Below are 26,973 nucleotides of genomic sequence, written 5' to 3'. Positions count from 1 at the left end.
CTCATCCATTTGAAAAACGCTATACACCGCGCGGGCGAATGCCATTCGCCCCTACCATCTAATTTCAACTTTTCTACCTCATCCATTTGAAAAAGGCTATGCCTTCTTATATAGCGCTACTGAAAACGTAAATGTACGTTTTTAAACGATGAAAATCTTGGCTGGTGGGCGCTGCCCACCCTACTTTTCTACCTCATCCATTTGAAAAACGCTATACACCGCGCGGGCGAATGCCATTCGCCCCTACCCATCTAATTTCAACTTTTCTACCTCATCCATTTGAAAAAGGCTATACACCGCGCGGGCGAATGCCATTCGCCCCTACCCATCTAATTTCAACTTTTCTACCTCATCCATTTGAAAAAGGCTATGCCTTCTTATATAGCGCTACTGAAAACGTAAGTGTACGTTTCTAAACGATGAAAATCTTGGCTGGTGGGCGCTGCCCACCCTACTTTTCTCTCCCAATTTTGGGCGAGGGGGGAGAAGAATTATCTGTTGCTCCCCTCTCCCAGGGTTGGGAGAGGGGCTGGGGGTGAGGGCGATTCCGCTTTATGAGTGGGTTTCACCCTAAGTTGACGCTAATGATGCCCCGACCGATCAAATTTAGTGCATCAGGACGGGGAATTGGTATTACGGAGTCACGGAGGACGGTAATGCGACTCCTCGGCTGTCGGAAGTCATCCCCGGTTTTAGCACGACTTTAATGCAGTTTTCTTTCTTGGCATCGAAGATTTCGTACCCTCGCGCGGCTTCCTCTAACGGTAGGCGATGGGTAATGATAAAAGACGGATCGATTTCGCCCTTTTGGATGCGTTCGATCAGGGGTTGGAAGTAGCGATGGACGTGGGTTTGACCTGTTTTCAGGGTTAAGCCTTTGTTCATCAACGCGCCGATCGGCACTTTGTCAATGAATCCGGTGTAAACTCCGGGTACTGATACCGTACCGCCTTTGCGACAGGCTACGATCGCTTGACGCAAAACATTCGGGCGATCGGTTTCCAGTTTCACTGCTTGCATGGCTTTGTCGAAAAAGCCTTCTAACCCCATTCCGTGGGCTTCCATCCCCACCGCATCGATAACCGCATCCGGCCCGCGTCCGGCCGTCATTTCATTGAGGGCTTCGCCAACTTCGACTTCCTCGTAATTCAAAATTTCTGCACCTCCAGCTTTCGCCATCTGCAAGCGTTCCGAAACGCGATCGATCGCAATAACGCGCTCTGCACCGAGTAGGAAGGCGCTTCTGATTGCAAATTGTCCCACCGGGCCGCAGCCCCAAATGGCGATGGTATCTCCCGGCTGAATGTGGCAATTTTCCGCAGCCATGTAGCCGGTGGGGAAAATATCGGTGAGAAATACGACTTGTTCGTCGGTGAGTCCTTCGGGAATTGGGAACAAACCCACATCAGCAAAGGGAACGCGGGCATATTCGGCTTGACCGCCCGCATAGCCGCCGGTGAGATGGGAGTAGCCAAATAAACCGGAGGGGGAATGACCCATTGCTTTTTCTGGCATCCAAGCATTGGGATTGGAGTTATCGCACAGCGACCATAAATCTTGCTGGCAAAAGAAGCAAGCCCCACAAGAAATGGTAAAGGGAACGACGACGCGATCGCCTAATTTAACGCGACTCACTGCCCTTCCCACGGCGACCACTTCGCCCATGAATTCGTGACCGAGGATATCGCCTTTTTGCATCGTCGGATTGTAACCATTGTAGAGGTGCAAATCCGATCCGCAAATGGCGGTAGTGGTTATTTTAACGATCGCGTCGCGAGGATTGAGAATGGTCGGTTCCGGTACATTTTCAACCTCGATCTTACGAGTTCCTTGCCAACAAACTGCTTTCATATCAAGTCTTTGTTAATGTAAATAATCAGTCTTATCAAACCGCAAAGCTGCAATTCGTCGCTAATTGGTAATTCGCGAACTCCAAATTACGAATTACGAATTACGAATTAGAACTACGAATTACCTTTGCCCCGTAGGTTGCCCCTCGGTCGTCGCGATTTCTCCGGCTTCCATTAACATTTTGAAGCGGCGCAAATCTTCGCCAATTTGCTGTTCTGGGGACTCGCCAAAGAGTTTCGCGATCGCGGAAGTTAATTGACCGCCCGGAACGCTATATTCAATGACCATTTTGACTTCAGTACCGCGTCCGTGGGGTAGCGCGCGAAATCGAATTAAGCCCGAATGTTCCACCTGCGAGCCTTCCACCGACATCCAAGTAATCAGTTGATTTTCGCGATCGCTGGCAATAACAGCATCCCACTCCACCGCATTATCTAACGGCGCGTCAGCCACCCAATGCGATCGCCGTTCGTCCAGCACTGTCACCGATTTCAGATGTTTCATAAAAGCGGGCAAATTTTCAAAATTGCGCCAAAAACGATAAAGTTCTTCCGGCGACTTATTTTGAATCGCGACGGTTTTTTCGACTCGAATCGGTTTATCCAAACCTGTGGCTTCAATGGCGCGATCGGGCAAACTTTTGTCTGCCGTTGCACCGTGATAAGCCAAGCCACCGCCAGCTACCGCTAATAGAGCGCCTCGCAAGGATCGCTGACTCAATCCAGTCAGAATCATGGCCCCTCCGGCAATCAAAGAACCCCAGCGCTCGGTCTCGCTAATATTTCCCGCGCGCTCTCTTTCTGGCTCGCTATTACTACTCGATGTTATTTCCATATTTTCTATCTCCTTGTGATGGGGTAAAACCCCAGAACTACAACTGTTATCGACCGAATGAAGAGGCTTATTTCCTCTTACAAACTGCTTCATTTGTTCGCTAGGGTCGAAAGTCATTCTGCCGGATTAATTCGCCCCAGCCTATTGACATAATGCTCAATGTAAGCATTCCCGATTTCTGTAGATTGAAGCGGGAAAAAATAAGATTCACCCGACGACAGAAGCGCTGTTTAAACCAATTCTCCGAGTTCGGACGACATATCTTGAGGCTGAAACCCTTAATATATCTAGGTTTCTTCATTTTTAATTTTGAATTGGTATTAAGTGTTACCTGCTGGATCTGCGACATTAATTAAATCGGGTTCTTCCTCAATTGGAGGACGTTCGATTATTTGCTCGGCAGTCGGGCGGCGATCGCGTTCCGGCACAGAGATGGGGACAAAGCAACCCGTTGCGATCGACTCGTTCAAGGCATTAATAATGGCGACATCAATCAATCCTTCTTTGCCCGACAGTTCCGGCTCTTTGTTTTGTAAAATGCAGTCGGAGAAATAGACAAACTCAGCCGCTAACTGACCGTGGGGTTCAAAAGTAGTCTCTTTTTTGTCGTCCTCAATCGTGAGAACGTGCTTGATTTCCCCCGAACTGGCATAAGCTGGTTCGACTCGTAAATCGCCTTTCGTCCCCAACACTTGATAGTGCGACGTTTTAGCAGCACCAAAGCTGCAAGTAAACGCCGCCAAGCGATCGCCGGGAAAGCGCATAATCGCGCTCGTCATTTCCGGAACCTCTTTAAACCGTTCCTCACCATTACTAGCGCTAGTTGCAAAGACTTCTAGGGGTTCGTCTTGGAACAGGTAACGCGCCGCATTGATACAGTAGATGCCGATATCTTCGATCGTTCCGCCGCCAATTTCGCGATCGAGGCGAATGTTACCGTCTTCCACTGCTTGGGTAAATAAGGAATTAAAGATACGCAGTTCGCCAAGTTTGCCCGAATTCACGATCTCTACGGCTTGTAAATTCGCTTCTTCTAAATGCAGGCGATACGCGATCGCGAGCTTGATATCATTCTCTTTTGCCGCTTGGATCATTTCTTCGCATTCTGCTACGTCCATCGCCATCGGCTTCTCGCACAAAACGTGAATGCCCGCTTTAGCCGCCCGTACTGTATAGTCGCAGTGCAGGTGATTGGGCAAAGCAATATAGACCGCATCGATCTTGCCACTCGCGAGCAATTCGTCATACTCTTCATAGGAATGAGTCTGCTCGATTCCGTATTCTTTTCCCAATTCCTTCAGCTTCGTTGGGTCGTCTGAAACCAGCGCCACTAGCTCGGAATTTTCCGATTGCTCGAAGGCGGGTAAGGCTGCCGACTGAGCGAACCAGCCCAGACCGACGACTGCATAACGGATTTTGCCCCTCTGGGTGCTGGATGAGGCAGTTTGTGCTTGGGTATTTATCATGAAAGTTGCTCTAGCGATCGTTGGGCTGTCGTTGTCTTTTAACGAAATGGGTAACTCGGGAAGATAGCTTTCGCGTTGAAATAAGGGGAACCTTAACTCCCTGCAAGGTACATTGCATGAATCGCGAGTGCGATCGCGACTGGCTTTTCTTCCTTTCCGAAAATGGGCTAATCTGGCGTATGAGCGTTGAATTCAAGGCTTTGCTCGTAATCCTTTAGCTCGGCGCACAGACAATCGTTCTACTTCCTCTGGGGCGTGCATCCCGTGGTACGGATGCTGTCTGCTTCATTTCTAGGTTGAAAAAAAATCTTTCCTTACTTTTCTGATGAGAGCTTATATGGCTCTTCCCTAGCTTTCGACAACTGTAAAGTCATACTAGATGAAGCCCAGATGCTTTCTCCTCAAACCATCGATAGATAAATGAGGATTGGCACTCTATCAAAAGACGGAGCGCGGTTATTCGGCGGGAATCGATACTGTAAGGACAAAAGACATTAAGGCCGTCTTCAGCACAAAAATCTCCGCCCTAAAAGTGCGGAGAGTTTCAAGATAGAAATTTGCCAGTTGAAATTAAGCTCGATCGAGAATTTCGTCGTCGAGGGAAAAGTCAATCTCGGCGCGATCGCGTCCACTGCTGAGATAATCGTTTTGGAAGGAATCTTTTAACCCCGAAACGAGATCGAATTCCGGCTGCCAGTTCAATTCGTCCATTGCTTTATGCACGTCGGCGAAAAAGTGCTGTACGCGCAGGGGGAAGGCTTTGCGCTTGCCAAAGTCAAACTGTTTGGGGTCGTAATGCACCAGTTTTATGGCATCGGGGGATTTCCCGGCGGCGGTGGCGCAGGCGCGCGCTAAACCGTCGAAGGTGACGTAGCGATCGCCGGATATATTATAAATCTGAGCGATCGCTTTTTCGTTGCCCAAAACTGCCACCATTGCTGCCGCTAAGTCCCGTACATGACCGAATTGGGTGAAATGCGCGCCGTTTCCGGGAATGGGGATGGCGCGATCGCGGACGATGCGATCGAAAAACCAGGCTTCCAAGTCGTTATAATTTTGAGGGCCGTAAATATACGTCGGCCGAATTGAAGTCCAAGGAATCCCGGCGGTAGCCAGATAGCTTTCGGTTTCGTGTTTCCCTTTGTGGCGACTTTTCGGATCGACAGGATCGCCTTCGCGATGGGGCATTTGCTCGGATTTGAGGTAAACTCCCGCCGAACTGACGTAGATAAAATGCTGGACGCGATCGCCAAAAATCTCGACCAACGGCTGCGTATCGCTTAGCTCTCTGCCGTTATTATCAAAGACAACATCAAACGATTCATTTGTCAACTTTTCTTTCAGTTGAGTAGCATCGGTGCGATCGCCATTAATTTGCGTCGTTCCTTCTGGGATGGGTTTATTGCCTCGGTTAAATAGCACCACCTCATGTCCGGCTTCCAGCAATTTCTCAGTCAGCGCCACCCCAATAAAGCGCGTTCCCCCCATTATTAAAATCCGCATCCAATTCCCTCCGAACAATCCAAAGCAATAATCTTAGACTCTTAAATTATAAGTGCAGGCAACCGTTTAACCAGTTGCGTTTTGTCCCGTTGTCCTTAACAATATTTAAAGATTGTTCAGTAAAAACTTTTATTATATGAGAGCCTCGGATATTATGACGACCGATGTCGTCACCATTCGCGGATCGGCGCTCGTGACGGAAGCCATTAAGTTAATGAAAGAGCGCGGCTTGCGATCGCTAATTGTCGAACGTCGTACCGAACAGGATGCTTACGGAATTGTTACTGAAACCGATGTTATCTACAAAGTAACAGCTTACGGAATCGATCCGAAGACGGTACGAGTCTACGAAATCATGACTAAGCCCTGCATCACCGTCAATCCAGAACTCGAGGTGGAATATGTGGCGCGCTTATTTGCTAATACTCGCATCCGCCGCGCTCCTGTCATTCAAGACAAGCTTTTAGGGGTAATTTCTGTCACCGATATTCTCCGTAAAGGAGATTTTGTCGAGCAACCGAAAGAAGTGATTATTGAAAACGATATCCAACAAGCCCGAGAAAATGCTCGCGCGGTTTGTGCTGAAAAAGGCCCCACTTCGCCCGAATGTGCTGCGGCTTGGGACATTGTTGAAGAGATGCAAGCAGATGCGGCTCATCGCCGAGCAAAAAAGATGGATAAAAGTTATTTTGACGAATACTGTGAAGATAACCCCGACGCTTTAGAAGCTCGCGTTTACGATACCTAGACTGTCCTGAATAATTGCCAATTGTCCTGTATCAATTGGCAATGAAATCGCTTAATTTTTAAGAGTATCGAAAAATAGCTTGACAAAGTAACTGTTTTGTGTTTATAAAGACTGCTGTTTTTAACAGCGGTCTTTTTTATTCTTCTCTCCCAATCTCGTTTTTAATCGATTAAAATTCACCCCTCATCCTTCATAATTTTCCTCATTCATCACTCATAATTCATAATTCATAATTCATTATTCACCATTCATTATTCATTATTTAACTTCCGCCCACAACAGATAAGCCGCTAACGAGAATGGAAGGAGTATAACAAGCACTATTCCAAACGGCATCGCCTCCGAGGGCAATCACTTGCTTGAGGGCAGTATAGACATTCCCGGCGACCATTGTATCTTTGACCCTGCCGACAATCGCGCCGTTTTCGATACGATAGCCGAGATCGATATTGACGGAGAAATCGCCAGAAATATCGGCCCCATCCCCAAGGACGCGATCGACTAAAATTCCTCGATCGATGGATGCAATTAAGTTTTCAAGGCTGCCCCGTCCGGGATCGATCGCGAGGTTAATCAGTTCGGGGGTCGGATAGCGCCCCAAACTGGGACGAAAACCGTTACCCGTGCTGGGAATGCCGAGGAGACGACCCGTCGCGCGATCGCAGTACGCTTGTTTCATTTTGCCCCCCTCAATCAGGGCAAAAGATTGCGTCAGGGTTCCTTCGTCATCAAAAGGACAGCTATAGGGGCCTTCTGTCGGCTTCTGACGCAGGGTAAGACAGTCAGCAATGACGGATTCATCTTGCCGTTCCGTCCAGGGCGAAGCGCCTTCAGCGATAAGTTTGCCGCTGAGGGCTTCGGAAACAGTTTCCCAGAGTAAAGGCGCGGCGTTGTTAGTAAAAAGGATGGGGATGCGTCCGGAAAGCGATTTTGTATTCCGGGCAGCCCAATCCAAGCGCGTTAACATCGATCGCACCATCGGCACTAAATTCAGTTGACCGCGAATTTCCTGAGATTCGTAGATCCCGAGGAAATCTTCGCCCCGCACCCATTCCGCGCCTAAAAAACAACTGAGGGTAATATCGGTATATTGGCAGTAAAGGCCGCGAGAATTAATCAGCGTCGTGGTTTCGCGCTCGCACTCCAATTCCGCGCCGCAGAGGACTTCTGGATAGCGTTCCCGCAAATGAGCGATCGCATCGCGTCCGAGTTTAACCAACTCTTCCACCGCCATTTCTTCGCCCAAATCGGGAAAAATGTGGGTTTCCCCTTCGACCATTTCCGGTGTTTCGGGGGTAGTGAGGTGAGAAAGCGCAATCGCTTTTTCCACTAACGCTTGCAAATCTACTTGTCCGTAAGCCACCGCTAACCCCGGACAACCAGAGCGCCAAATCCTCAGCGCCGTTCCTTCCGACTCAGAAATTTCGAGTTGTTTGAGCCGATTAGCCTCAAAAAACACCGGACGCGAGAGAGCTTGCGAGTGGTAAACTTCAGCCCGTTCTGCTCCCGCTCTAGCTGCTAAATCCAGCAGTTGTGCGGCGAGGTCTTCTGCTTGCCGATGTTCGGGATAATGTTTGGTCATCCGAGTTTTGGAGGTTGGATGTTGGAATTCAAACGTTTTCATCTCGCGCGAAAACGCTCGTATAGCGCCAAGAATGGCTTAACTTGACTTCATTAGCCAAAATCCGGCAAAGGATTCCGATGCGGGATTCGATTGGATAGCGAAAAAATGAATGCCGTTGGCTTTGGCTTTTGCGATTTCAAATCCTTCTCCTTCCGCGACGGTTTGAGGCGTTGTTAGATTCGCTAAACTCCAACTGTCGCTCGCGCCAGTTTCCAGCCGAAGTTTGGGCAGATTTCCCGCCTCAAATTGCAGGAACGACATTTCTAAATCGGACATCCAGGCAGCCATTGGCATCGCCCGAGGCGAGTAAACAATGAATCCGGGGATGCGAGCGTCCGGCGCAACGTCCATCATTTCGACAGGAAAGGCTTCGCCAAAAGCAATGTCCCACTCGCTCATGTCTTCAAAAGCGGCGGCTTCTAAGCTGACGAAACTCCATTTATCGGTTTTGTCGCCTTTAACCGTCTCGGGAAGGGGAATGACGGTAGAAGCAGGAAATTGAACGTTAGCCGCTCGGGCGGCAGCGGGATCGTATCCCGGTTGTTGGGGGTAAAAATTTGCCAATCTGTCTTCTAGCCAGCGATCGAGGACATAAGTCCGACGGCTGGGGGCGGCCGGAATATCGGCATCTTCGCACGCTTTGAGAATCATGTTATTCATCTGGCGGCGAAAGAAGCGGATTTTATTGGGCGGCGCGGGTGCTTGCGCGATCGCATTTTCTAGCGCTTGACGCAGGCGGAGCGAGTTCACCTCAGCACTATCAACATATTCGGCATAGCGAAATAGGGAATCTGGCGATCGCGTCACATCGAGTGGACTTTCGCAAATTAAGACCTCCCACATTTTTTTTTGGTTTTCGTCGAAGATCGGACGCGAGTAAAAATCGAGTTCCCAAATGGTCTTTCCCATACCCAATGATGGCGACGGCTTACCTTATACACTTTACCGGATTCGCGACCCAATACCTCAACTCAGTCTCGGAGCGGAATTATGAATTATGAATTATGAGTGATGAATTATGTAGGGCTGAGGGCTGAATTACGAATTACGAATTACTAATCCTGCTATCCTTGAAAACCAGTAGAGTTTTTCGATTGGATGCAGGCAAGCCATGAATTTTTCGACAAGGTTCGGGATTTGCACTCTCTTGATGATAGGGCTGGGAGTGAGTCGCCCCGCTTGGGCGCAAGGTCGCCCGGAAACGTTTCTCCCCCCAGAAATCGAGCGATCGCTGATTGAAAATTCTTCTCCCAACTTTTTTCAACAGGGGATCGCTCGCTTCGAGCAAGAAGTTCAACGCTTGACGGAGAGCAAACGAACCGATCGCGAAGCCATTCTGCGCGTTCGCCAAGATTCTCGCTATCCAGACATTCCGAACGACACAAAGCTTCAAGATGAAGCGGAGATTATCAATAATGAATAATCAATAGAAAATTTTTAATTTTTAATTTTTAATTTTTAATTTTTAATTTTGACTGACTGGCTGCTCAAATCCGAACCCCAAACTTACAGTATCCACGACCTGGAACGCGACGGGACAACCGTTTGGGATGGCGTTCGCAACTATCAAGCCCGTAATTTTTTGCGGCAAATGCAACCGGGCGATCGCGTCTTTTTCTACCATTCCAACATTACAACCCCCGCAATTGTCGGACTCGCGCGCGTCATTCGCAGCAATTTTGCCGATCCTACCCAATTTGACCCCAATAGCGCCTATTTTGACCCTAAAGCTACCCCCGAAGCGCCGCGTTGGAATGCAGTTGAGGTCGAATTTGTCAAGATATTTTCTCAGCCTTTATCCCTGTCGCGTTTAAAAGCCCAATTCGAGGCAACAGAACTTCTTTTAGTCCGCCCCGGCAATCGTTTGTCCGTAATGCCGGTAGCGGAAAAAGTTGCCCGAGAAATCCTCAAAAATAGCGAGTGAGGAACCGCCCGTTCATAAAAAAGGCAGTTCGCCAACCGCTTCCAAACGCTTGCATTCCCCCTGATTCATAAACTTTTCGGCGAGTGCTTCTGCCTTAGAGGGATCTAACCAACCGAGTTGTCGGAGAATTTGAATCGCCGCCGCGTACTTAGCGCGTTTTGCCCCATCCAAGACTTTAATCGCCAATCCCATCCCTTCGCCGATGCGACCGATACATTGAATCCCTTCTGCGCCGGATTTGCTGACCAATTCGCCTCCGCTCAACTGCATCAATTCGGTATCGAAGCCGCCTTCGCCAGCGACGGAAACCGGATTGTAAACCATCGCGCGGACGATGCGCTCTAAATCGAGATTGTTCCCCGAAGCGAGGCGGGCGTAAAGCGTCGCCATTTGCTCCAAACGCATGGCATAAGTGGGAGCGCCGCAGTCATCCCGAGCGCGAATGAATTCATCTCCCGGCATCCCTAACAGTTCTCCAACTTTACTAACAATCAGTTGTTGAACGGGGTGAGAGCGTCGCAGGTAAGTTTCGAGGGGCCACCCCCGCTGGCGGCAAACGGCAAGCATTCCGGCGTGTTTGCCGGAGCAGTTGTGTTGCAAGCGGGTTTTGCCTTCTCCCGGAATTGGGCATTGCAAGGCGCTCGGCTCGATATCGCAGCGCCAGAGGATGCGAAAGACTTGGCGCGCTTGTTCGATGGTGCCGTGGTGAGAACTGCAAATAATGGCGAGGTCTTTGTCGTTAAGACCGAAGCGTTCGAGAGTGCCGGTACTGGTAACGGCGAGGGCTTGAAAGGGTTTGAGGGAGGAGCGGATAAAGGTGGAGTTTTGGGCGTTGCCAGCCGCAGAAAGCTGGCGACCTCGGCTATCGCAAACGACAGCAGTCACATAATGGGTTGATTCGGTAATGCCTTCGCGGAGTAGGCGAATTTCTAGATCGGGTGCGTGCGTGCGTTTTCCCCTCGTCATTACGATTTCAGATTGTGGGTTTGGGTTAATGTTGATTTTAAGCTTAGAGGGCCAACCAAGCTAAGCTGCCGATCCCTAAAGCCAGAGCAATCGCGCCCAGGCTTTGCTTGAGGCGATCGAGGATGGGTTGAATTTGGTAGGTGACGATGAGGCGATCGCGAGCCACCATTTCCGGTGGTTTCTGCCAAGTTTGCCCATCGTACCAGCCGGACTCTTCGTAGAAGATTGTATCTTGGCTGAGGCGATCGCGCACGTAAGACCAGCCCAGGTAAAATCGCACTAACAGCAATACGACTAAAATCAGCGCCCCGCCGCTAGCACAGAGGGCAAACTGCAAGGGGAAGCGAGCGGGAGCGAAACTCGCCGCCGCAATTGGCCCGGTAACAATCCATCCCCAAAGCCAAACCCAGAACAATTTGCGCGCGTAGGCAAAACCGTCTAAGGTCGTCCAGCGAAATAGGGAAGATTCCCGCAGTTGTTCGTATTCGTTGACGGGTTGCTGGTCGCTGGGAACGGGGCAAACCGACAAGGGAAGTTTGTGGGTCATTTATTCTTCTTTTAGCAGGCGCAGGGGCAATTCGAGGCGTTCTGCGTGTCCCCAGAAGGCTTCGAGGTTATAGAATTCGCGCTCTGTTGGCAACATGATATGCGCGATCGCGTCGCCGTAGTCGATGAGTATCCACGTACCTTCCGCTTTTCCTTCAATGCGCAGCGGCTTTTTGTGGTATTGCTGTTCGACTTTTTCTTCGATCGCGTCGGCAATGGCGCGAACTTGGGTTTTAGAATACCCAGTCGCGATCGCGAAATAATCCGTCATGTAACAGACGTTGGTGACTTTCAGCAAGACCAGATCGGCAGCTTTGCGATCGTCAGCGGCTTGCACGATTGTCCAAGCGAGTTGGAGAGATGCGTCTGCGTCTTGCGCCCGGTCTTGATGGGCGACTGAGGATCGACGCTCTAAATCGTATCGTTCGTTCATGCAGTTTCTTAATTTTCGATAGGGGCGATGCTCGACTTAATGAGATTGCTTTCGATCCTGGAGATTGAATCTGTTCGTTTCTCCGGGGAGTGGAAGGGGGAACTTATAACAGTCGCGTAAACCTCAATCCTAACGAAGGCAAAGCGCAAGCGCGGCTAATCTGTTTTTTTTCTTAACTTTCGGACTGCTTGCGATCGCGCTATTGCCCAGTTCCGAGTTAAAATCGTGCGCGGATGAATTAAATACCGCCGTTCGAGCAAATGTTGCAGCGAACAATCGCTGGCACGCCCGACGCTTTCATAGAGGTTCTCCCAACTGACGCGGCGCAGGATTTCGAGTGCTGAGGACGTGCCGCGACTCGGCTCCGCCGCATCTGCTACAAATATAATACAACTTAAGGGACTCATTTCCGGTCTGCCGAGCGTATGATTGGCGATCGCCTCTAAAATTGCTCGATCTTCAATCCCGAACTGTTCTCTGGCGACCATTGCGCTCGCATCAGCATGAAGCAAGTGGGGATTCGCAAGGCAAACCGAATCGATTTCAATCCCCGCTGTTTCTGCCCGAGCGAGCAACTCTCGGGGCGGAAAATACTTGGCTAAATCGTGCATCAAACCCGCTATTTTTGCCCGCTCTACATCGAGTCCGTGATGTTGCGCCAACTCTCCCGCTAACTGCTCGACTCCGAGAATATGGCGCACTCTTGCTTCCGGAACGCGATCGCGCAACCAAGCAATCACCTCCTGCCGCCGTTCGTCGCTCAATTCACCTTTCATCACTCACAATTCCTCATTCCCCCATCCCTCATTCATTAATCTTATCTCTTACCCCCCGAGCAATGCGAGATAGTTCTGATTTCTCATCGATCGCAATACGGGTTGGCGAGCCGCTGATAATTCGTTCGTAGTTGCGGAACGAATCTTTAATATCCGGTCCTTCCGAGCTAATTTGATATTCTCGAATTCCTTTATCGTGCCAAGAACCGCGCATTTTAAAGACATTTAGCGCCCTCGACATTTCACCGCGAATTTCTACATATTGTAGCATAATAATTGTATCGGTGATCGTCGAAATATGCGATTCAGTAATCGAGTGCGACCCCATAAATTGGTCGGTTGTGTTGGTGAAAAATCCAGTAATTTCTTCTTGCTTGGCATAGCCGGTTACGCCAATCACAAACTGCCGAAATGAATTATTCGTCACGCCGCGTGCCAGCGCAGATAACGAATCGATCGCAATCCGAGAAGGCTTAAATTGAGCGATTTCCGATTTAATGATCTGTAAGTGATCTTCTAGCCCCGCCGATTCGGGATAGGAACAAAGCAGTTTTAATAGCCCTTTTTCTTCCATTTCCTCGAAGCTTACGCCCCAGGAGTTGGCATTACGCGAAAGTTGAGCGCGAGATTCTTCATAAGCAAATAAAATTGATTTTTCACCTTGTTTGCAACCTTCCTCAAGAAACTTACTCACCAACAAAGTTTTACCCGAACCGGTTGCTCCCGTCGCCAGAATAATCGAATCTTTAAAGAACCCTCCTCCGCACATTTCATCGAGAGTTTTAACGCCCGAAGAAATGCGAGTATTTGAGGATTTTTGCGTCAGACGCATCGCGCCTAATGGGAAAATACTCATTCCACCATTCGTAATCGTAAACGGATATTCTCCTTTCATATGGGTCGTGCCGCGCAACTTCAATATTTCAATTGTTCGTCGCCGCCGTTCGCCTTCTAAAACGTTACGCAAGATAATGACATTATCCGATACAAATTCTTCAACACCATAACGCGCGACTTGACCGTATTCTTCAACCCGTTCGGCTGTCATGATCGAGGTTACGCCAATTTGCTTGAGACGAGCAATAAGGCGAAAAATTTCGCGCCGAACCACAGAAGCGCCTTCGTATTGCTGAAAAATTGCCGTTATTGAATCGATCGAAATCCGTTTGGCTTTATACTTACGAATGGCGTATTGAATTCGCTCGATTAAAGCGGAGAGATCGAAATTTCCCACAACTTCTTGACCTTCAGGATCGGGGGAAGCGTCGAGGATAAATAACTTCCCTTCGTCGAGCAGTTTTTGTAAGTCCCAACCGAAGCTGGTGGCATTAATAATGATATCAATGGGTGCTTCTTCAAAGGTAACAAAAATACCGGATTCGTCGAGATGTTCGATTCCGTGAACGAGAAACTGAATCGCGAGTAGGGTTTTTCCCGTTCCCGCTGTCCCGCTGGCTAAAGTCGTTCGTCCGATTGGCATCCCCCCATGCGTGATTTCGTCGAAACCTTCAATCATGGTGCGGAGTTTTTGAACTCCTCTAGGCGGTAATTCTTTGTCGCTTGTTTCCTTAAGATTCGGTTGATTCATTTCTGAACTATCGAAGACAGTGTAACTTTTTAAAAAAGGAGTCAATTAAAATCGATCGATTCAATATTTTAGGATAAATTATCGATTTCTTCGTACAGTAAATCGAGACCGATCAAAACTTTTTCTCGATCGGATAGGTCGCCAATGATTTTCCGAACGGGGGGTGGTAGAACTTTAGACAAGGTTGGAGTAGCAAGAATTTTATCTTCTTCAGCGAGTTGAGGATTTTTCAGAACATCGATCACTTTCAGCGCATACACGCCTTGGAAGTCTTGCTCGAGAATACTTTTCAGCGTTTTTAAGGCTCTAGCTGAGTTAGGCGTATTGCCAGCCACATAGAGCTTGAGAACGTAGGTTTTCTTCGGCGCACTCATAAGATAGCATTAATAGGGGAATTGTGAGAGTTAAGAGCGAGAATCGCTGCCGGGACATTCAAAATGCCGGATTAAAATTTTCCAAAGCTGCTTCGGAGAGCTTTGGAAAGATTTTAAAGGAAAAAGAGGCGCATTTCTCTCTGCCTCTGTTAGTCTCTGGCATACCAGGCTAGTAGTAAATCTTCGCGGGGAATCGAACGGCGATACATTTCGCACAAATGAGCGATGACATCGATCAAGGTCAGTCGGTAGTCTAGCAAAATTTCTTCGCTGCGTCCTTCGAGCTTAAGTTGCTGAGAAAATTCATCAATTAGCTCCATATGAATTTCTAAAACCTGGGAGATGGAAAGATCGGCAAAAAAAGCTTGGGTAACGAAGCGATCGATGGTTTGATTGATGTCAGAAACCTCGCTGAAGTAACCGAGCAAGATTTCCCGATACTCCGCTGAGAGTGCTTGGAATATGGCCTTTTGCTCGTCATCGGAGAGATTGGGCCAAAAATCTTGAGGATTGCGCTGGTAGTAAAGCCCTAGGTATCCGAGTCTTTCTTGAAGTTTTTCCGAGAGGCGGCGCTGCTGAAGCAATAGAGAATTGGCGAGGGTGGGGTTGGGGGTGGGCGGGAGAGAGGGGTGGGGAGGGGCGAGGGTTAAAAATTGCGCGATCGCGCGATCGATGGCTTGGGAGAGGCGATCGAGGGTGGCAACCGAATGAGAAACTTCGGCGGTATGATAGGTGTAGCGCTCGAAGTTGGAGAGTTCTGACTCCAGCAAGACGACTGGAAGTAAAATTCCGCTAGCGTACAGCGTCTCGAGCTCCGCGAGTAGGTTAGGAGAGCGTTCGACAATCAGACAGTCGATGCGATCGTTTAAGGACGCGATCGCTTCGTGTAACGATGGAGAGGACTGAAGCCAGTTTGGAGTATAGCGATCGCTGGCAAGATATTTCTTTAAAGATTCAGCGAGCGATGGAGTTTCAACGCAAGCGTAAATCGCTAAGGGCGAGTGGGAAGTAGAGCTAGAAAGCGGCTCGGGGTTATGCTGGCTGTCTGACATTCGACGCGAACAAAGAAAAGGGGCGGTCTATTATTGTTTAATTAAAAATTAATTTCGTCTCCAACTTGTATCAGCTTATCATTGAAATGATAAGGGCGTTCTCAGAAATGTAATTAATTGTAAGCACAGCTTGGGAGACTCAGAGAAAGGACGATAATTAAAGTTGGAACAGCGCTCGCTCGGCTCGGAAGATATATCCTGGAAAACCGAAGCCGCTCTCAGTTGCGATTAATAAAGCTTTAAGTGGAAATATAAAGAACCTTTTTGACTAAAGTCTGATTGAAACGCCGGGATTCGATCGCTCTTATCATTCCCCATCCGCAGCCCGATTGCAATCCTGTCTTACCGCCCATGTCTCATTTTGCCCTCACGCTCCAACAGTTCCTTCAGCCCGCTCCTGTCTGCGAACTGACCGTCGGTCTCCATACCCTACAATCCCTCTTCGAGAGCGGTCAGAACGAAATCATCATCGCGCTGGGAGAACGAGAAAATCCGATTGGAGCGATCGCGTTCAAAGCGTTAATCCCTTACCTCAACTGCCAGGTTCAACCCTTCTACAATCCCGCCCGCGCTCGAGGAACAGTCGATCGCAGTTCGATCCCCATCGAGCAATTCGACGCTCGTACCCTCATCGCTCCCATCCTTAGCTTGCCCGCAACGACGAGCGTTAAAGATTTTTTATCTTACCTGCAAGCCGGACATTTAGATGCTAAAGAAGTTCAACTCTGCGCCCTCGTCGATGAAGACGGCAAGTTTAAAGGGCTGCTAGATAGTTGGCGCTTGTTTTCGAGTTTGCTGCCCGTTTACAGCGATCTCGAAATGCTGCCGCCCACCACCTCGCCCGCCCGCGCTACCCTGCTGCAACTGCTCGATCGCCTGCCCATTCCCTTAATGCTGCAAACTCCTCGCGACGAACTCCGCTATCCCAATCGAGCTTGGCGCGATCGACTCGGAGAAAGCAGCGAGAGCTTGCGCGGCTCGGGAGTAGAACTCTCAGAAACGAGTTATCCCTACAGCAGTTGGTGTAATTTAACCCAGGATGCCGACTCGCTTAACGCTCCCGCTCGAGCCGGAGCGTCTTATTCAATGGAAACCGGATTAAAAAGTCACCTCAACCTCAATACGATCGCAACTTGGCAATTCATTAAAGTTCCCTTGGAAGTTGCTTCGCAATTGAACCTCGACTTCATCTCTCCGCCCCTCGAAACGGCGTTCTCCAGCCTTCAGACTCCGATGTGGCTGATCCTGGCTACCGATATTACCGAACAACGGCAGTTGTGTAAGGAACTCGCCGCGAAAAATGCCGATCTGATCCAACTCAATCGCCTCAAAGACGACTTTTTAGCCTGCATCAGCCACGAACTTAAAACCCCGCTCACGGCAGTCTTGGGCCTATCGACCTTGCTTAAAGATCGCAAATTGGGCGAACTCACGCCCCGACAAGAACGTTACGCTTCGCTAATTTATCAAAGCGGGCGACAGTTAATGAGCGTGGTCAACGACTTGCTCGATTTGACGCGGATCGAAGCCGGACAACTCAAATTAAATATCGAGCCGGTCAGGATAGAGGAAATTTGCAATCGGGCTTACGAGCAAGCGCGAACGCATCTGGCTCGAAAAGCCGCAGAAGACGAGCCGGAGGTTCGCTTTACCCTCGCGATCGAACCAGGTTTAACCGCCATCGTCGCGGACGAATTGCGCCTGCGCCAAATGCTGGTTCATTTGCTCGACAACGCCCTAAAATTTACCCCTGCCGACGGCGAAATCGGTTTGGAAGTCAGCCGTTGGGAAGCCTGGATCGAGTTTACCGTTTGGGATACCGGGATCGGCATTCCCGAAGATTCTCAGCATCTCATTTTTCAAAAATTTCAGCAACTTGAAAGCCCGCTGACTCGCCAATTTGAAGGAACCGGGTTGGGTTTGGTGCTAACGCAGCGCCTTGCTCGCGCCCACGGTGGCGATATTTCGTTTATCTCGCGCGCGGGTGAAGGCAGTCAGTTTACTCTGTTATTGCCTCCGAGTCCTCCCGACGAGCGCGCCGTGCGACAGACAGCAGCAGGCGAAGGTATTTCTAAGACGACGGTTGCGTCTTCCGCACTCCTCAAGCCCGCCAATCCCCTGATTTTAATCGTAGAATCAGCCCTGGTTGCGATCGAACAACTTAACGATCGCTTGCAAAAACTCGGCTACCGCGTCGCGATCGCGCGATCGGGAACCGAAGCGCTCGAGAAAGCGCGCGGACTGCAACCCTGTGCTATTCTGCTCGCTCCCCTCCTTCCCTTGCTCTCGGGCTGGGATGTCTTGACGCTGCTTAAAGCCGATGAAAAAACGCGGCATATTCCCGTGGCAATTACCGCCACCCGAGGCGAAAAGGAACTGGCGCTGCAAAATGGAGCCGATGGATTTTTAGCCCTACCTCCCGAAAAAGCCGCCTTACAGGAACTACTTTATCGCTTAGACGAACGCGATCGCCGTAGCGCGACCGGGAGTGTCCGCACCGGGACGCGCAGCGTAACGATTCTCCGTCTCAATCACGAAGGGACTCACCTCGACGAAGAAAGAAGAAAACTCACCGCAGAATTCGACCGAGCGCTTCTCACCCGCTCTGCTAAACTCAACTATCGCATCCTAGCCACCGACGATCTCGAACAAGCCGAAGTTCTCGCCCGGGTTTGGCGGCCAGATGTCTTGCTGCTAGAAGATTTGAGCTTGGACGATCCCGGAACCTACCTGCGATCGCTCAAAAACCACGAACGCCTCGCCGCCTTACCCCTCGTCACCCTCGATGCCAAAATCACCGAAGCCGCCAATCAAATCGAAGGGTTACTCGTCTTTCCTTGCTTAGTTCCCGCCGATCCCCAAGGGATTACCGCCCTGTTACAAGTCATTCAGATTGCGATGGGACTCACCCAACAGCCCCAAATTTCGATCGTTAGTAATTGGCAATGCGACAAAGGCGACCAGTGCGGACAGTGGAGTTCCTCGCTCGACGAGCTTGACGATTGCGCTCTACGTCAGGGACGCATTCCTCGTTTCGATCTCAAGCGGATTCGCACCCACCCGAGCGGCTCCCTGCGCGATCTAGACAAGCGTTTTGCCGCTTACGAACGCCTGTGCGACGCAGGGGAAATCGAGTTTCTTCAAGCCTTCATGCAATATCTCGAAAAAGCCGGACTCAAATGTTTTCAGACCTGCGCTTGGCCGGAAATTTACAGTCAGATTCAGCATCAAGGGATCGATCTGCTGCTCTTATATTTAGGACAGCAAGAAACCTCACCTTCAGGAGTCGTTCCCTCAACCTCAAAATTATTTCTTAAAGAACTTCGGCAATTGGCACACTTGCCTGTTAAACCCCCTATCTTTGTACTCGACCGCCGCACGTCCGAGCAAATTCATACCGAAGTTGAATTAAACGCCTTACTTCAAGAAGTTGCCACTTTTATTGTCGAAGGACATTCTTATTCCTGCGTCGATCTCCTCGAACAAATTCATCAACTTTTACCGGGATGATAATAATTCGTAATTGGTAATTCGTAATTCGTAATTCGTAATTGGGAGTTTGTAATTCGTAATTGGGATTTCGTAATTAATAATGACAGTATTTTAAGCAAATAAATCCGAATTCATGAGCGTTACTTCGCGAAAAATTTTGATATATTCGCCAGTATTTTATCCAAGTATTGGTGGAATAGAAACAGTAATTTCAATTCTAGCCGAAGGTTTTTTTCGGCGCGGTTGGAACGTGAAAGTCGTTTGTCAAACACCAGCAACAGATCGTAAAACTTTTCCTTTTGAAGTTGTTCGCTGTCCCTCAGCACAAGCGCTCTTACAATTAACCCGTTGGTGCGATGTATTTTTTCAAGCTTGCGTGAGTTTAAAAGGATTGTGGCCGCTGATTATTGCTCCAAAACCGCTCGTAATTACCCATCAAACCTGGTATCGACGCTTGGACGGAGGAACGGGCTGGCAGGATTGCTTAAAGTTGCAAGTCGCGCGCGTTGCGATTAATATTGCTCCGAGTCAGGCTGTGGCGAACCAGCTTCCCGTAACGGCCACGGTGATTCCCAATCCCTATGCTGAAGATATCTTTTATCGGAGAGTGGAGATTCGGCGCGATCGCGAAGATATTCGCGAAGCGGCGCGCGAACTGATTTTTGTGGGACGCTTAGTATCGGATAAAGGTACTGATTTGCTTCTTGAAGCCCTAACTCGCCTTCAACACCAAGGCTTAACACCGCAATTAACCATTGCAGGTAGCGGGCCAGAAGCCACTAATTTACAACAGCAAGTGCAACAATTAGGATTGACAGAACAAGTCCAGTTTGTGGGTTCTCAAAAGGGGGAAGCTTTGGCGCAGTTGTTGAATGCCCATCGTATCTTAGTCGTCCCTTCTCGTTGGGAAGAACCCTTTGGTATCGTTGCATTAGAAGGGATGGCTTGTGGTTGTTACGTGGTAGGTTCGGAAGCTGGAGGATTAAAGGAGGCTATCGGTGTGGGTGGAAAGGTTTTTCCGAATGGAGATGTGGCGGCGCTGACGGAAATTTTAGGGGAGCTTTTATCGAAGGGCGAACCCGACTCTAACGCGACAAGTTCGATAAAAACTCACCTCCAGCGCCATCAAACTAACAGAATTGTTGAAGACTATTTAGCGGCAATCGAGGCAAACTTACCGTGAAAACGCTGATCGCCTTAACGGCTATAGTCATTATTTTTTACTGGTCTTTTCAGGATTGGCGAAGATCGCTCAAAGCGATATTTTTTGTTTTAGTGATTGAAGGCGCTCTGCGGAAGTGGATCTTACCTCAAGCGAGCGAGGCGATTTATTTTTTAAAAGATTTAGTATTGTTGGGCGCTTACCTGCGTTACTTTATTTTTCTGGGAAAGGATCGTTTTTTTCCGATTCAAAATAGACCGATCAATATTGCTATCTTTGCCGCAGCGGGATGGTGTATTTTTCAATCCTTAAATCCTAACTTAGGTTCTCCCTTAGTGGGATTAATTGGTCTGCGAGCCTACCTTTATTATATTCCAATGATTTGGATGACTCCAAGCTTATTTGAATCGGAGGAAGAGTTATATCTATTTTTGAGAACGCACCTTTTATTAATTATCCCCGTCGGATTGCTAGGCATCGTTCAATTTTTTAGCCCCTCCAGTAGCCCGATCAATCAATACGCGCCTGGAATTGCCGTTAGTGTTGCCACCTTTGGTTTTGCCGGAACCAATAGCGTTCGCATTACCGGCACTTTTTCTTATATTAATAGCTACCAAGGCTATCTTTCGGCTTGTTTTGCTCTGTTGTTACCTTTAGTGTTACGAAAACAGGAGCCACTCTGGAAATTATTAACGCTGATTGAAATGTTTTTAGTGCTATTAAATAGCTTGATGACGGGTTCGCGAACGCCCGTTCTCGCTGCTATTTTAATCGCGATCGGATTTTGGGGAATTCGCGCCCTGCGCCAGCCTGAAACAACGCTTCTTTGGTTGAGTCGCTTGCTTCCTTTTATTCTAATTGCTGCTGCTGTGGCTGCGATCGCGTTTCAACCTGTTCTAGAAGCATTTTGGATTCGCGCGACTTCAGCAAATGACTTAGTAGAGCGAATTCAGAGCGCCGCGATCGATCCTTTTTCTACGAGTTTTGCGACTAATCTAGATGGTTACGGGACGGGCGCAACGCATCCAGGAACGGCTCCTATGCGAAATCTTTTAAACTTACCTCCAGGTGCTACAGTCCCGAACAACTTGGAAATTGAAATGCCGAGAGTTGCGATTGAAATGGGGCCGATTGGTTTCGGGATTTGGTACGGTTTGAGGGTGAGTTTAATTTGCGCGCTGGGATTGGTTTATTTAAAGCTGAGAAAACCCTTTTTTCGAGACTTAGCCCTATCAGCTTGTATGCTCCATATCGTCTTATTTACGGGGCAGATGGTCTTTCACCATATCTTTTCGATTTATTATTGGTTTACGAACAGTTTTATCTTTTTACTGCCGTGGCTGGATTATGTAGAAACGTGGCGCGAACAACAGCAATACTTACAGTTTTATGAATCATCCGCGCATCTCGCTGAGTCATCCGACGGGCAATCCTAACGTTCGCAATGCCGCGATCGCGCTTTGGGAACTCGGCTTTCTCCAAGAGATTATTACTACCCTTACCTACGATCCTCAAAGCAACTTTGCAAAAGCTTTGCAAGTCCTTCCCCAACCTCTAACGCGGGAGTTGTCGCGGCGGACTTGGGTTGCGCCCGAGGGGGTGAATTTGCGAACTTACCCTTTGCGAGAAATCGCGCGCGTTGCCTTGATGCGATCGCGGATCGTGCAAAAATTGCAATTGAACCCACAATCGCTCGTAGATTGGGTTTATGTGGGTTTAGACGATCGCGTTTCCCGCCATCATTTAGATGGACTGACGGGAGTCTATGCCTACGAAGACGGTGCTGCAAACACCTTTGCCGCCGCAAAAGCACGAGGAATCGCCTGTTTTTACGACTTGCCGATCGCGTTTTACCGCCAAAGTTGCCAACTGCAAAGCGAAGAACGCGAAACCTTTCCCGAACTCGCCGCCGCCTTGCAATCCACCCGCGAACCCGCTTGGAAACTGGAACGCAAAGAACGAGAAATTCAACTCAGCGATCGCATCTTCGTTCCCTCCTCCATTGTCAAACAATCCGTTCTCAATGCAGGCATCCCCGCCGAAAAAATTCGCGTCATCCCCTACGGTTGTCCCCACGATTACTTTTCCCCGCAACCCAAACCCGATTCCATTTTCCGCGCCCTCTTCGTCGGCAGAGTCGGGCCTCGCAAAGGCGTACACTACCTCTTGCAAGCTTGGCAAAAACTGAACTTCCCCGCATCCGAATTACTCTGCGTCGGTTTGAATGAATTTCCGACCCAATGGTGGGCGCAATGGCAAGATTGGGTGCAGTACGTCCCCTCCGTTCCCCACGCCTCCCTCAACGAATACTACAGCCGTGCCAGCGTTTTTGTCTTTCCCTCCCTCGTCGAAGGATTGGCGCTTGTCCTCCTCGAAGCGATGGCGTGCGGAATTCCGATTATTACCACCACCCATTCGGGGGGCGCGGATTTAATCGAAGATGGAGTCGAAGGATTTATCGTTCCAATTCGCGATGTTACCGCCTTGCAAGAAAAGTTGGAATGGTGTTATACCCATCCGCAAGAACTCGCGGAAATGGGGCGCGCGGCGCGACGCAAAGCCGAGGTTTATACTTGGGAGTTATATCGACAGCGGTTGGCGCAAGAGATTCGGGCTTAGATAATTGACAATGGATAATGGACAATGGATAACTTTGAGTTGAGGTAGCCAAAACCTTTATCTTTCGTAGGGTGGGCAGCGCCCACCAGCTTTCAATCAGTGCTATTAAGCCCCCTACCCTTGTAAAATCAGCGAATATTGAGGATGTGCGATCGCAGTATTTTGTTACCGGAATTGCCCATTGAAACGTTCTACCGCATTTCAAAATAAAATTGGTAGGGGCGAATGGTATTCGCCCAGTTTCCGTAAGACTAAATTTAAGTAGTTTTGGCTTAAAAGCTCATTCTTCAAATCTTGCAATAATTTTATAAAACATAAACGAATTCAGCCAACCACTACCTTTGCAATGAATTGTGTAAGGAAGAGTCCCCTTAGTGCTAGATTTTTGAGCATTTGAACTAAAGTCTTTAAAAAACTCATCAGGACTATCAGATTGCGGCCAACTTAGTTTATCCGTAATTAAGGTGTTTGGATCCAAGTCTTGTTGAATTTCTTTTTGAATTGAAAACCCATAGAGCCGATCGCTATGTTTTCGCCACAAATAATCAATATTTTTTAGATCGGCAATAGAAATTTGCTCAATTTCGTTATTATTAAAAGTTGACTCACTTCCTTTCTTTAAAGATTTACAGATTAAGGTGTACGTTTCAAAATCGCTTTTTTTCCATTGCTTCTCAGTAAGATAATCTGCCAAGGTACTGTAATCAATGCCTGTTGGAGAACAAGTTTTACAAGCATTAGCAAAAAATAAGGTGTAGCTTTCTTTCATTCTCAAATTTTCTAATGCTTGTTTTGAATCAAGCAATTCGAGATCGCAAAAGCCCTTCTGAATTGCAGATTTCAAGCAATCAAAAGCTTGTTCAACCCGATCTTCAACAGAGTAAACACAAGCCAATCCAAACTCTGCATCAGCAATAGCTGTATAGTTATCTCGTATCATTTCATAGAAATATTTCGCTTGCTGCGGATTGCCGTTTTCTAAGTAAGCATTTGCCCAAACAAAAACTCTCCACTGAAGCGATTCATTACCAGATAAATTTTTGAGCATAATCCGGTCTGCAAATGAGGGGGTTATTTTTTCCCAGAAAAGGTCTCTTGCAGACTCGAATTCGCAAACTGCTTCGCTAGCGCGATCGGAATTTAATAGTTCAATTGCTCTTTCAACCTTTTGTTCGTGTAGCTCTATTTTTTCCCGAATGTCTTGGTAGGCAATTAATTTAACTGCAAGTTTGCGATCGCAAAAGTCAGCGATTGCTAAGTATAATTGCCTCCAGAATGAAAAAATATTTTCAAACAGCATTTCCCTAGCTTGAAGATACTGTTCCTCTGTTACCTTCAAGTCTTGTTTTCTTTGGTTGACAGATTGATATCCTTGATATGCTCCAACCAATCCACCAAACCAACTAAAACTCTGCATTGCACCTTGAGTAGCCCCCTTCCCCACCTGTTCGAGAACATTTAATTCTCCTTCTTGAATTTCTAAATAGTTTTGACCTAATTGGTGGACAATGTTTAGTTTTTCTTTAATTTCTTGTTTGAGTTCGGCGCTGATGGAATCGAATAGATTTTTGATATCTTCCCCAAGAGATGAGCAATCGAGAGAGTATTTTAACGCCAAGTTCTTAAAAACTTGACTGGAGTGCATCAGAGATTCTTTTAGCTCTGAAGACAGTGATTCAATATTTAAACCTCGAACCACATCATCTGATGAAATTGTTGGGTCTTCTGAAGCACTTAGGATAAACTGATTTCGACTTGCAACCGGAGCTAAAAAAGCAAGATGTAGTTTCTCAAATAATTCATAAGAGAGTTGTTCTACTTGTATAACTGGCGATGGGCGCTGAAGAGATTGTTCTTGCGATCGAGGACTTTGAGACGCTTGAGAATTTTGTTCTTTAAGACTTGTGCGTTCTAACCGCTCTTCATGATGCCAATCGGGAACGTCTTCGTCTGTTTTTTGAAAATAAATTTTGATTGTCGTTAGGTTATCGTCAATTCTAGTTTTTTCTACTGATTCGCGAACAATATTACAAGTTTCAGACTTTTCTAAGTCGTTGGAAGACTTAATGAAAAAAATCAACGCATCTTGTTTTTTCCGAATTGTAATAGTAGACTCTGTTTTTAATAACGATCTTACTTGAGATTCTAGCGATTCCAAAATGGACGACTGATTTGGTGCTTGATTGCTTCTCAGCAAAACAAACTCGGCATTCCAAACTGGAGCAGTATTACCATTATGGCATCCATAAATTTTTACAGAATTAATATTATTAGGATTCAGCTTAAGCAAGACAGATTTTATGAATTTAATTAATTTCTCTCGATCTGAGAAGTCTTCGGCTTCGAGGAGAAAATGCAAGCATTTTTGTTTAATAACAGACTTGATTACTTTTATACCGTGCGAGTCAAGGGATTTATTAACTAAACTTGCAATGGCATTGGGGTTCCCTTGCTTGGCTTGATAAATCAGCGAACTGGATTGACTCACAACTGAATATCTCCTTAGACGATGCTATTAAAGCTGGAAATGGTGGGTTACGGCGCGGAACGAGAGTTATGAGTTTTCCGAGAGATTGCAGCCGCGCCTAACCCACCCTACGAATCACTACAAAAGATTCAAAGCGTCCAACGCAAATTTTCAGTGCTTGCCGCTCGTCTTTAGCTTCAGTAAAAAAAGTGTGTGGATTGATTTATTTTTTACCAGCCTCTACGATAATGTTTTTAAGCAACTGATATGCTTCCTTGATCGGAATCTGACCGCTTTCTACTGCTGACATAAGTTGTCGAGCATCTTCCGGGCTAATCAATTCTAGCTGCAATGGTTCTTTCAAGAAAACATAAAATCCTGTCTTATCATCACCGCTAAGACTCGATTGCCTTTCTTTAGCTTCAACTTCTTTGAGCCGATCTTTTAAATTGCTAAGAATTTCTGCTCGTTTGCCTTCGCTGTAACCGCTCCCTTTAATCAATCGAGTGATTCCAAAGATGGCAGCACCGCCTGCTACCGCCGCTCCAGCAACTAAAGTGACGGGTGCAGCGACAACTAAACTAGCCCCAGTCAAGGCTGTAACAATTGGAATTGAGGTAGCTCCTGCTCCAAAGACGGCAGCTAATGCTCCGGCTCCAGCCGCTCCAAATGCGGCAATCCCAACATCTGCTAAGATACCCACTCGATCGCCTGGATTTTTCTCCAACTTCTCAATTGCTTTGAGCAATTGCTCCTTACTAGGCTTTTTAGGATCGGACATTTCTGTTCTCCAAATTTTGAGTTTTCATGCTTTGAGACTCGGTACAGTATGGCGAGAAACTAGGTTTTTGTGACAGCGTTCGCGAAATTTAACACTTGCCAACAGAAACCCGGCTTCTGTTCTGATGCTTAAGCAGTTATGACATGACGAAATACTGTATTAAAAACGTCGATGACTAACTGAAAAAACGCTTTGGCAATTTCCACGATGTCTTCTGCCAATCCGATAACGCCTCCTGAGCTTTGTATTCCCCGATCGCGTTTGTCCAATCTGTGTCCCGCGATCGCGCCAACGGCAGTTATTGCGATCCCCAAAGCTGCGGCAACGGGGGCTAAGACTTGTCCTAAAAAAGGAACTGAAGTTATCAAACTAGACACGGCAGCAGCCACCGCAGCACCGATTCCAGCACCGATAACTAAATTTCGATGTTCCTTGACAAACTCAATAATTTTTATCAGAATAATTTTGCCGATGGCGATAACTTTACTTCCGACTCTCTTGGTAAAGGAAATCAACTCGTGCAATCGGATTGCGACTTCGTGGGACAATCCACTATCCACTAACCAGACATATAACTCGCTACTGCTCATTGAGTCCGCATCGGCTTGCCACAATGCCATTTTGAGATTAGATTGTGCGAGGGAGAGTTCTCTTGCTGTCATCGTCTCGATTTTAGTAGGAAAAGCTGTACAATTCTATTCTTTACTAATTTTTAAGCTTTTGCCAGATGGAAAAAGTCTTATTAAATCGGGATTCTTGAAGTCTGA

Annotated in this window: 23 protein-coding genes; 7 read left to right on the top strand and 16 right to left on the bottom strand. The window is 47.8% G+C overall.

Features of this window, described 5'->3' with window-relative positions; genetic code table 11:
• Positions 1–633: 633 nt before the first annotated feature.
• From H6G50_RS11015 to H6G50_RS11000, 4 genes are all read right to left on the bottom strand, one after another.
• Positions 634–1,851, bottom strand: a complete 1,218-nt coding sequence (locus tag H6G50_RS11015; protein WP_190716104.1) for a zinc-dependent alcohol dehydrogenase — start codon at positions 1,849–1,851, stop codon at positions 634–636.
• A 120-nt stretch (positions 1,852–1,971) separates the two neighbouring features.
• The gene (locus H6G50_RS11010; RefSeq protein ID WP_190716102.1) at positions 1,972–2,685 is read right to left on the bottom strand and encodes an SRPBCC family protein; all 714 of its coding nucleotides are present in this window, start codon (positions 2,683–2,685) and stop codon (positions 1,972–1,974) included.
• 320 nt (positions 2,686–3,005) lie between these two features.
• The gene (locus H6G50_RS11005; RefSeq protein WP_190716100.1) at positions 3,006–4,151 is read right to left on the bottom strand and encodes a Gfo/Idh/MocA family oxidoreductase; all 1,146 of its coding nucleotides are present in this window, start codon (positions 4,149–4,151) and stop codon (positions 3,006–3,008) included.
• Positions 4,152–4,721: 570 nt separating this feature from the next.
• On the bottom strand, positions 4,722–5,654 hold the full coding sequence (locus H6G50_RS11000) for an NAD-dependent epimerase/dehydratase family protein (protein ID WP_190716098.1): 933 nt from the start codon (positions 5,652–5,654) through the stop codon (positions 4,722–4,724).
• Between the two features lie 136 nt (positions 5,655–5,790).
• On the opposite strand from H6G50_RS11000, the gene H6G50_RS10995 reads away from it, so the two are divergent.
• Positions 5,791–6,402, top strand: a complete 612-nt coding sequence (locus tag H6G50_RS10995; RefSeq protein WP_190716096.1) for a CP12 domain-containing protein — start codon at positions 5,791–5,793, stop codon at positions 6,400–6,402.
• Positions 6,403–6,664: 262 nt separating this feature from the next.
• Here H6G50_RS10995 and H6G50_RS10990 read toward each other — a convergent pair whose 3' ends face one another.
• Together H6G50_RS10990 and H6G50_RS10985 are read right to left on the bottom strand one after the other, a co-directional pair.
• Entirely contained in the window at positions 6,665–7,984 is a 1,320-nt protein-coding gene (locus tag H6G50_RS10990) for a metallopeptidase TldD-related protein (protein ID WP_190716174.1), read from the bottom strand.
• A gap of 78 nt (positions 7,985–8,062) precedes the next feature.
• Entirely contained in the window at positions 8,063–8,935 is an 873-nt protein-coding gene (locus H6G50_RS10985; RefSeq protein WP_190716094.1) for a Tab2/Atab2 family RNA-binding protein, read from the bottom strand.
• A gap of 202 nt (positions 8,936–9,137) precedes the next feature.
• Here H6G50_RS10985 and H6G50_RS10980 point away from each other — a divergent pair, with 202 nt between their 5' ends.
• Entirely contained in the window at positions 9,138–9,449 is a 312-nt protein-coding gene (locus tag H6G50_RS10980; protein WP_190716092.1) for a hypothetical protein, read from the top strand.
• Positions 9,450–9,497: 48 nt separating this feature from the next.
• A complete protein-coding gene (locus H6G50_RS10975; protein WP_190716089.1) occupies positions 9,498–9,950 on the top strand; it encodes an EVE domain-containing protein in 453 nt (150 codons plus the stop codon).
• Between the two features lie 12 nt (positions 9,951–9,962).
• Here H6G50_RS10975 and H6G50_RS10970 read toward each other — a convergent pair whose 3' ends face one another.
• From H6G50_RS10970 to H6G50_RS10940, 7 genes are all read right to left on the bottom strand, one after another.
• A complete protein-coding gene (locus H6G50_RS10970) occupies positions 9,963–10,916 on the bottom strand; it encodes an asparaginase (protein WP_190716087.1) in 954 nt (317 codons plus the stop codon).
• 43 nt (positions 10,917–10,959) lie between these two features.
• Positions 10,960–11,463 carry a CGLD27 family protein gene (locus H6G50_RS10965; RefSeq protein ID WP_190716085.1) on the bottom strand — a complete coding sequence of 168 codons (504 nt, stop codon included), beginning with the start codon at positions 11,461–11,463 and terminating at the stop codon, positions 10,960–10,962.
• A complete protein-coding gene (rsfS, locus tag H6G50_RS10960; RefSeq protein ID WP_190716083.1) occupies positions 11,464–11,895 on the bottom strand; it encodes a ribosome silencing factor in 432 nt (143 codons plus the stop codon).
• A gap of 155 nt (positions 11,896–12,050) precedes the next feature.
• Positions 12,051–12,671: a bis(5'-nucleosyl)-tetraphosphatase (symmetrical) YqeK gene (yqeK, locus tag H6G50_RS10955; RefSeq protein ID WP_190716171.1), complete on the bottom strand. Its 621-nt coding sequence runs from the start codon at positions 12,669–12,671 to the stop codon at positions 12,051–12,053.
• Between the two features lie 28 nt (positions 12,672–12,699).
• A complete protein-coding gene (kaiC, locus tag H6G50_RS10950; protein ID WP_190716081.1) occupies positions 12,700–14,259 on the bottom strand; it encodes a circadian clock protein KaiC in 1,560 nt (519 codons plus the stop codon).
• Positions 14,260–14,327: 68 nt separating this feature from the next.
• Positions 14,328–14,633, bottom strand: a complete 306-nt coding sequence (gene kaiB, locus H6G50_RS10945) for a circadian clock protein KaiB (protein WP_190716079.1) — start codon at positions 14,631–14,633, stop codon at positions 14,328–14,330.
• 149 nt (positions 14,634–14,782) lie between these two features.
• On the bottom strand, positions 14,783–15,685 hold the full coding sequence (locus tag H6G50_RS10940; RefSeq protein WP_190716077.1) for a circadian clock protein KaiA: 903 nt from the start codon (positions 15,683–15,685) through the stop codon (positions 14,783–14,785).
• Between the two features lie 279 nt (positions 15,686–15,964).
• On the opposite strand from H6G50_RS10940, the gene H6G50_RS10935 reads away from it, so the two are divergent.
• The 4 genes from H6G50_RS10935 to H6G50_RS10920 all read left to right on the top strand — a co-directional run bounded on the left by H6G50_RS10935 (position 15,965) and on the right by H6G50_RS10920 (position 22,958).
• Positions 15,965–19,195: an ATP-binding protein gene (locus H6G50_RS10935; RefSeq protein ID WP_199302798.1), complete on the top strand. Its 3,231-nt coding sequence runs from the start codon at positions 15,965–15,967 to the stop codon at positions 19,193–19,195.
• Between the two features lie 115 nt (positions 19,196–19,310).
• On the top strand, positions 19,311–20,360 hold the full coding sequence (locus H6G50_RS10930; RefSeq protein ID WP_190716075.1) for a glycosyltransferase family 4 protein: 1,050 nt from the start codon (positions 19,311–19,313) through the stop codon (positions 20,358–20,360).
• Positions 20,357–21,775, top strand: coding sequence for a hypothetical protein (locus H6G50_RS10925; protein WP_190716073.1), 1,419 nt, complete (start codon positions 20,357–20,359; stop codon positions 21,773–21,775). Before H6G50_RS10930 ends, H6G50_RS10925 begins: the two co-directional genes overlap by 4 nt.
• The gene (locus H6G50_RS10920) at positions 21,729–22,958 is read left to right on the top strand and encodes a glycosyltransferase family 4 protein (RefSeq protein WP_190716071.1); all 1,230 of its coding nucleotides are present in this window, start codon (positions 21,729–21,731) and stop codon (positions 22,956–22,958) included. Before H6G50_RS10925 ends, H6G50_RS10920 begins: the two co-directional genes overlap by 47 nt.
• A gap of 280 nt (positions 22,959–23,238) precedes the next feature.
• On the opposite strand, the gene H6G50_RS24540 is transcribed toward H6G50_RS10920, so the two are convergent.
• The 3 genes from H6G50_RS24540 to H6G50_RS10905 all read right to left on the bottom strand — a co-directional run bounded on the left by H6G50_RS24540 (position 23,239) and on the right by H6G50_RS10905 (position 26,868).
• A complete protein-coding gene (locus H6G50_RS24540) occupies positions 23,239–25,446 on the bottom strand; it encodes a GUN4 domain-containing protein (RefSeq protein WP_190716069.1) in 2,208 nt (735 codons plus the stop codon).
• A gap of 202 nt (positions 25,447–25,648) precedes the next feature.
• Positions 25,649–26,206: a hypothetical protein gene (locus H6G50_RS10910; protein ID WP_190716067.1), complete on the bottom strand. Its 558-nt coding sequence runs from the start codon at positions 26,204–26,206 to the stop codon at positions 25,649–25,651.
• 128 nt (positions 26,207–26,334) lie between these two features.
• A complete protein-coding gene (locus tag H6G50_RS10905) occupies positions 26,335–26,868 on the bottom strand; it encodes a hypothetical protein (protein ID WP_190716065.1) in 534 nt (177 codons plus the stop codon).
• Positions 26,869–26,973: the final 105 nt, after the last annotated feature.

The sequence above is a fragment of the Oscillatoria sp. FACHB-1406 genome (assembly GCF_014698145.1).
GTDB lineage: Bacteria > Cyanobacteriota > Cyanobacteriia > Cyanobacteriales > Spirulinaceae > FACHB-1406.
This window is presented reverse-complemented; position numbering and strand designations above follow the sequence as displayed.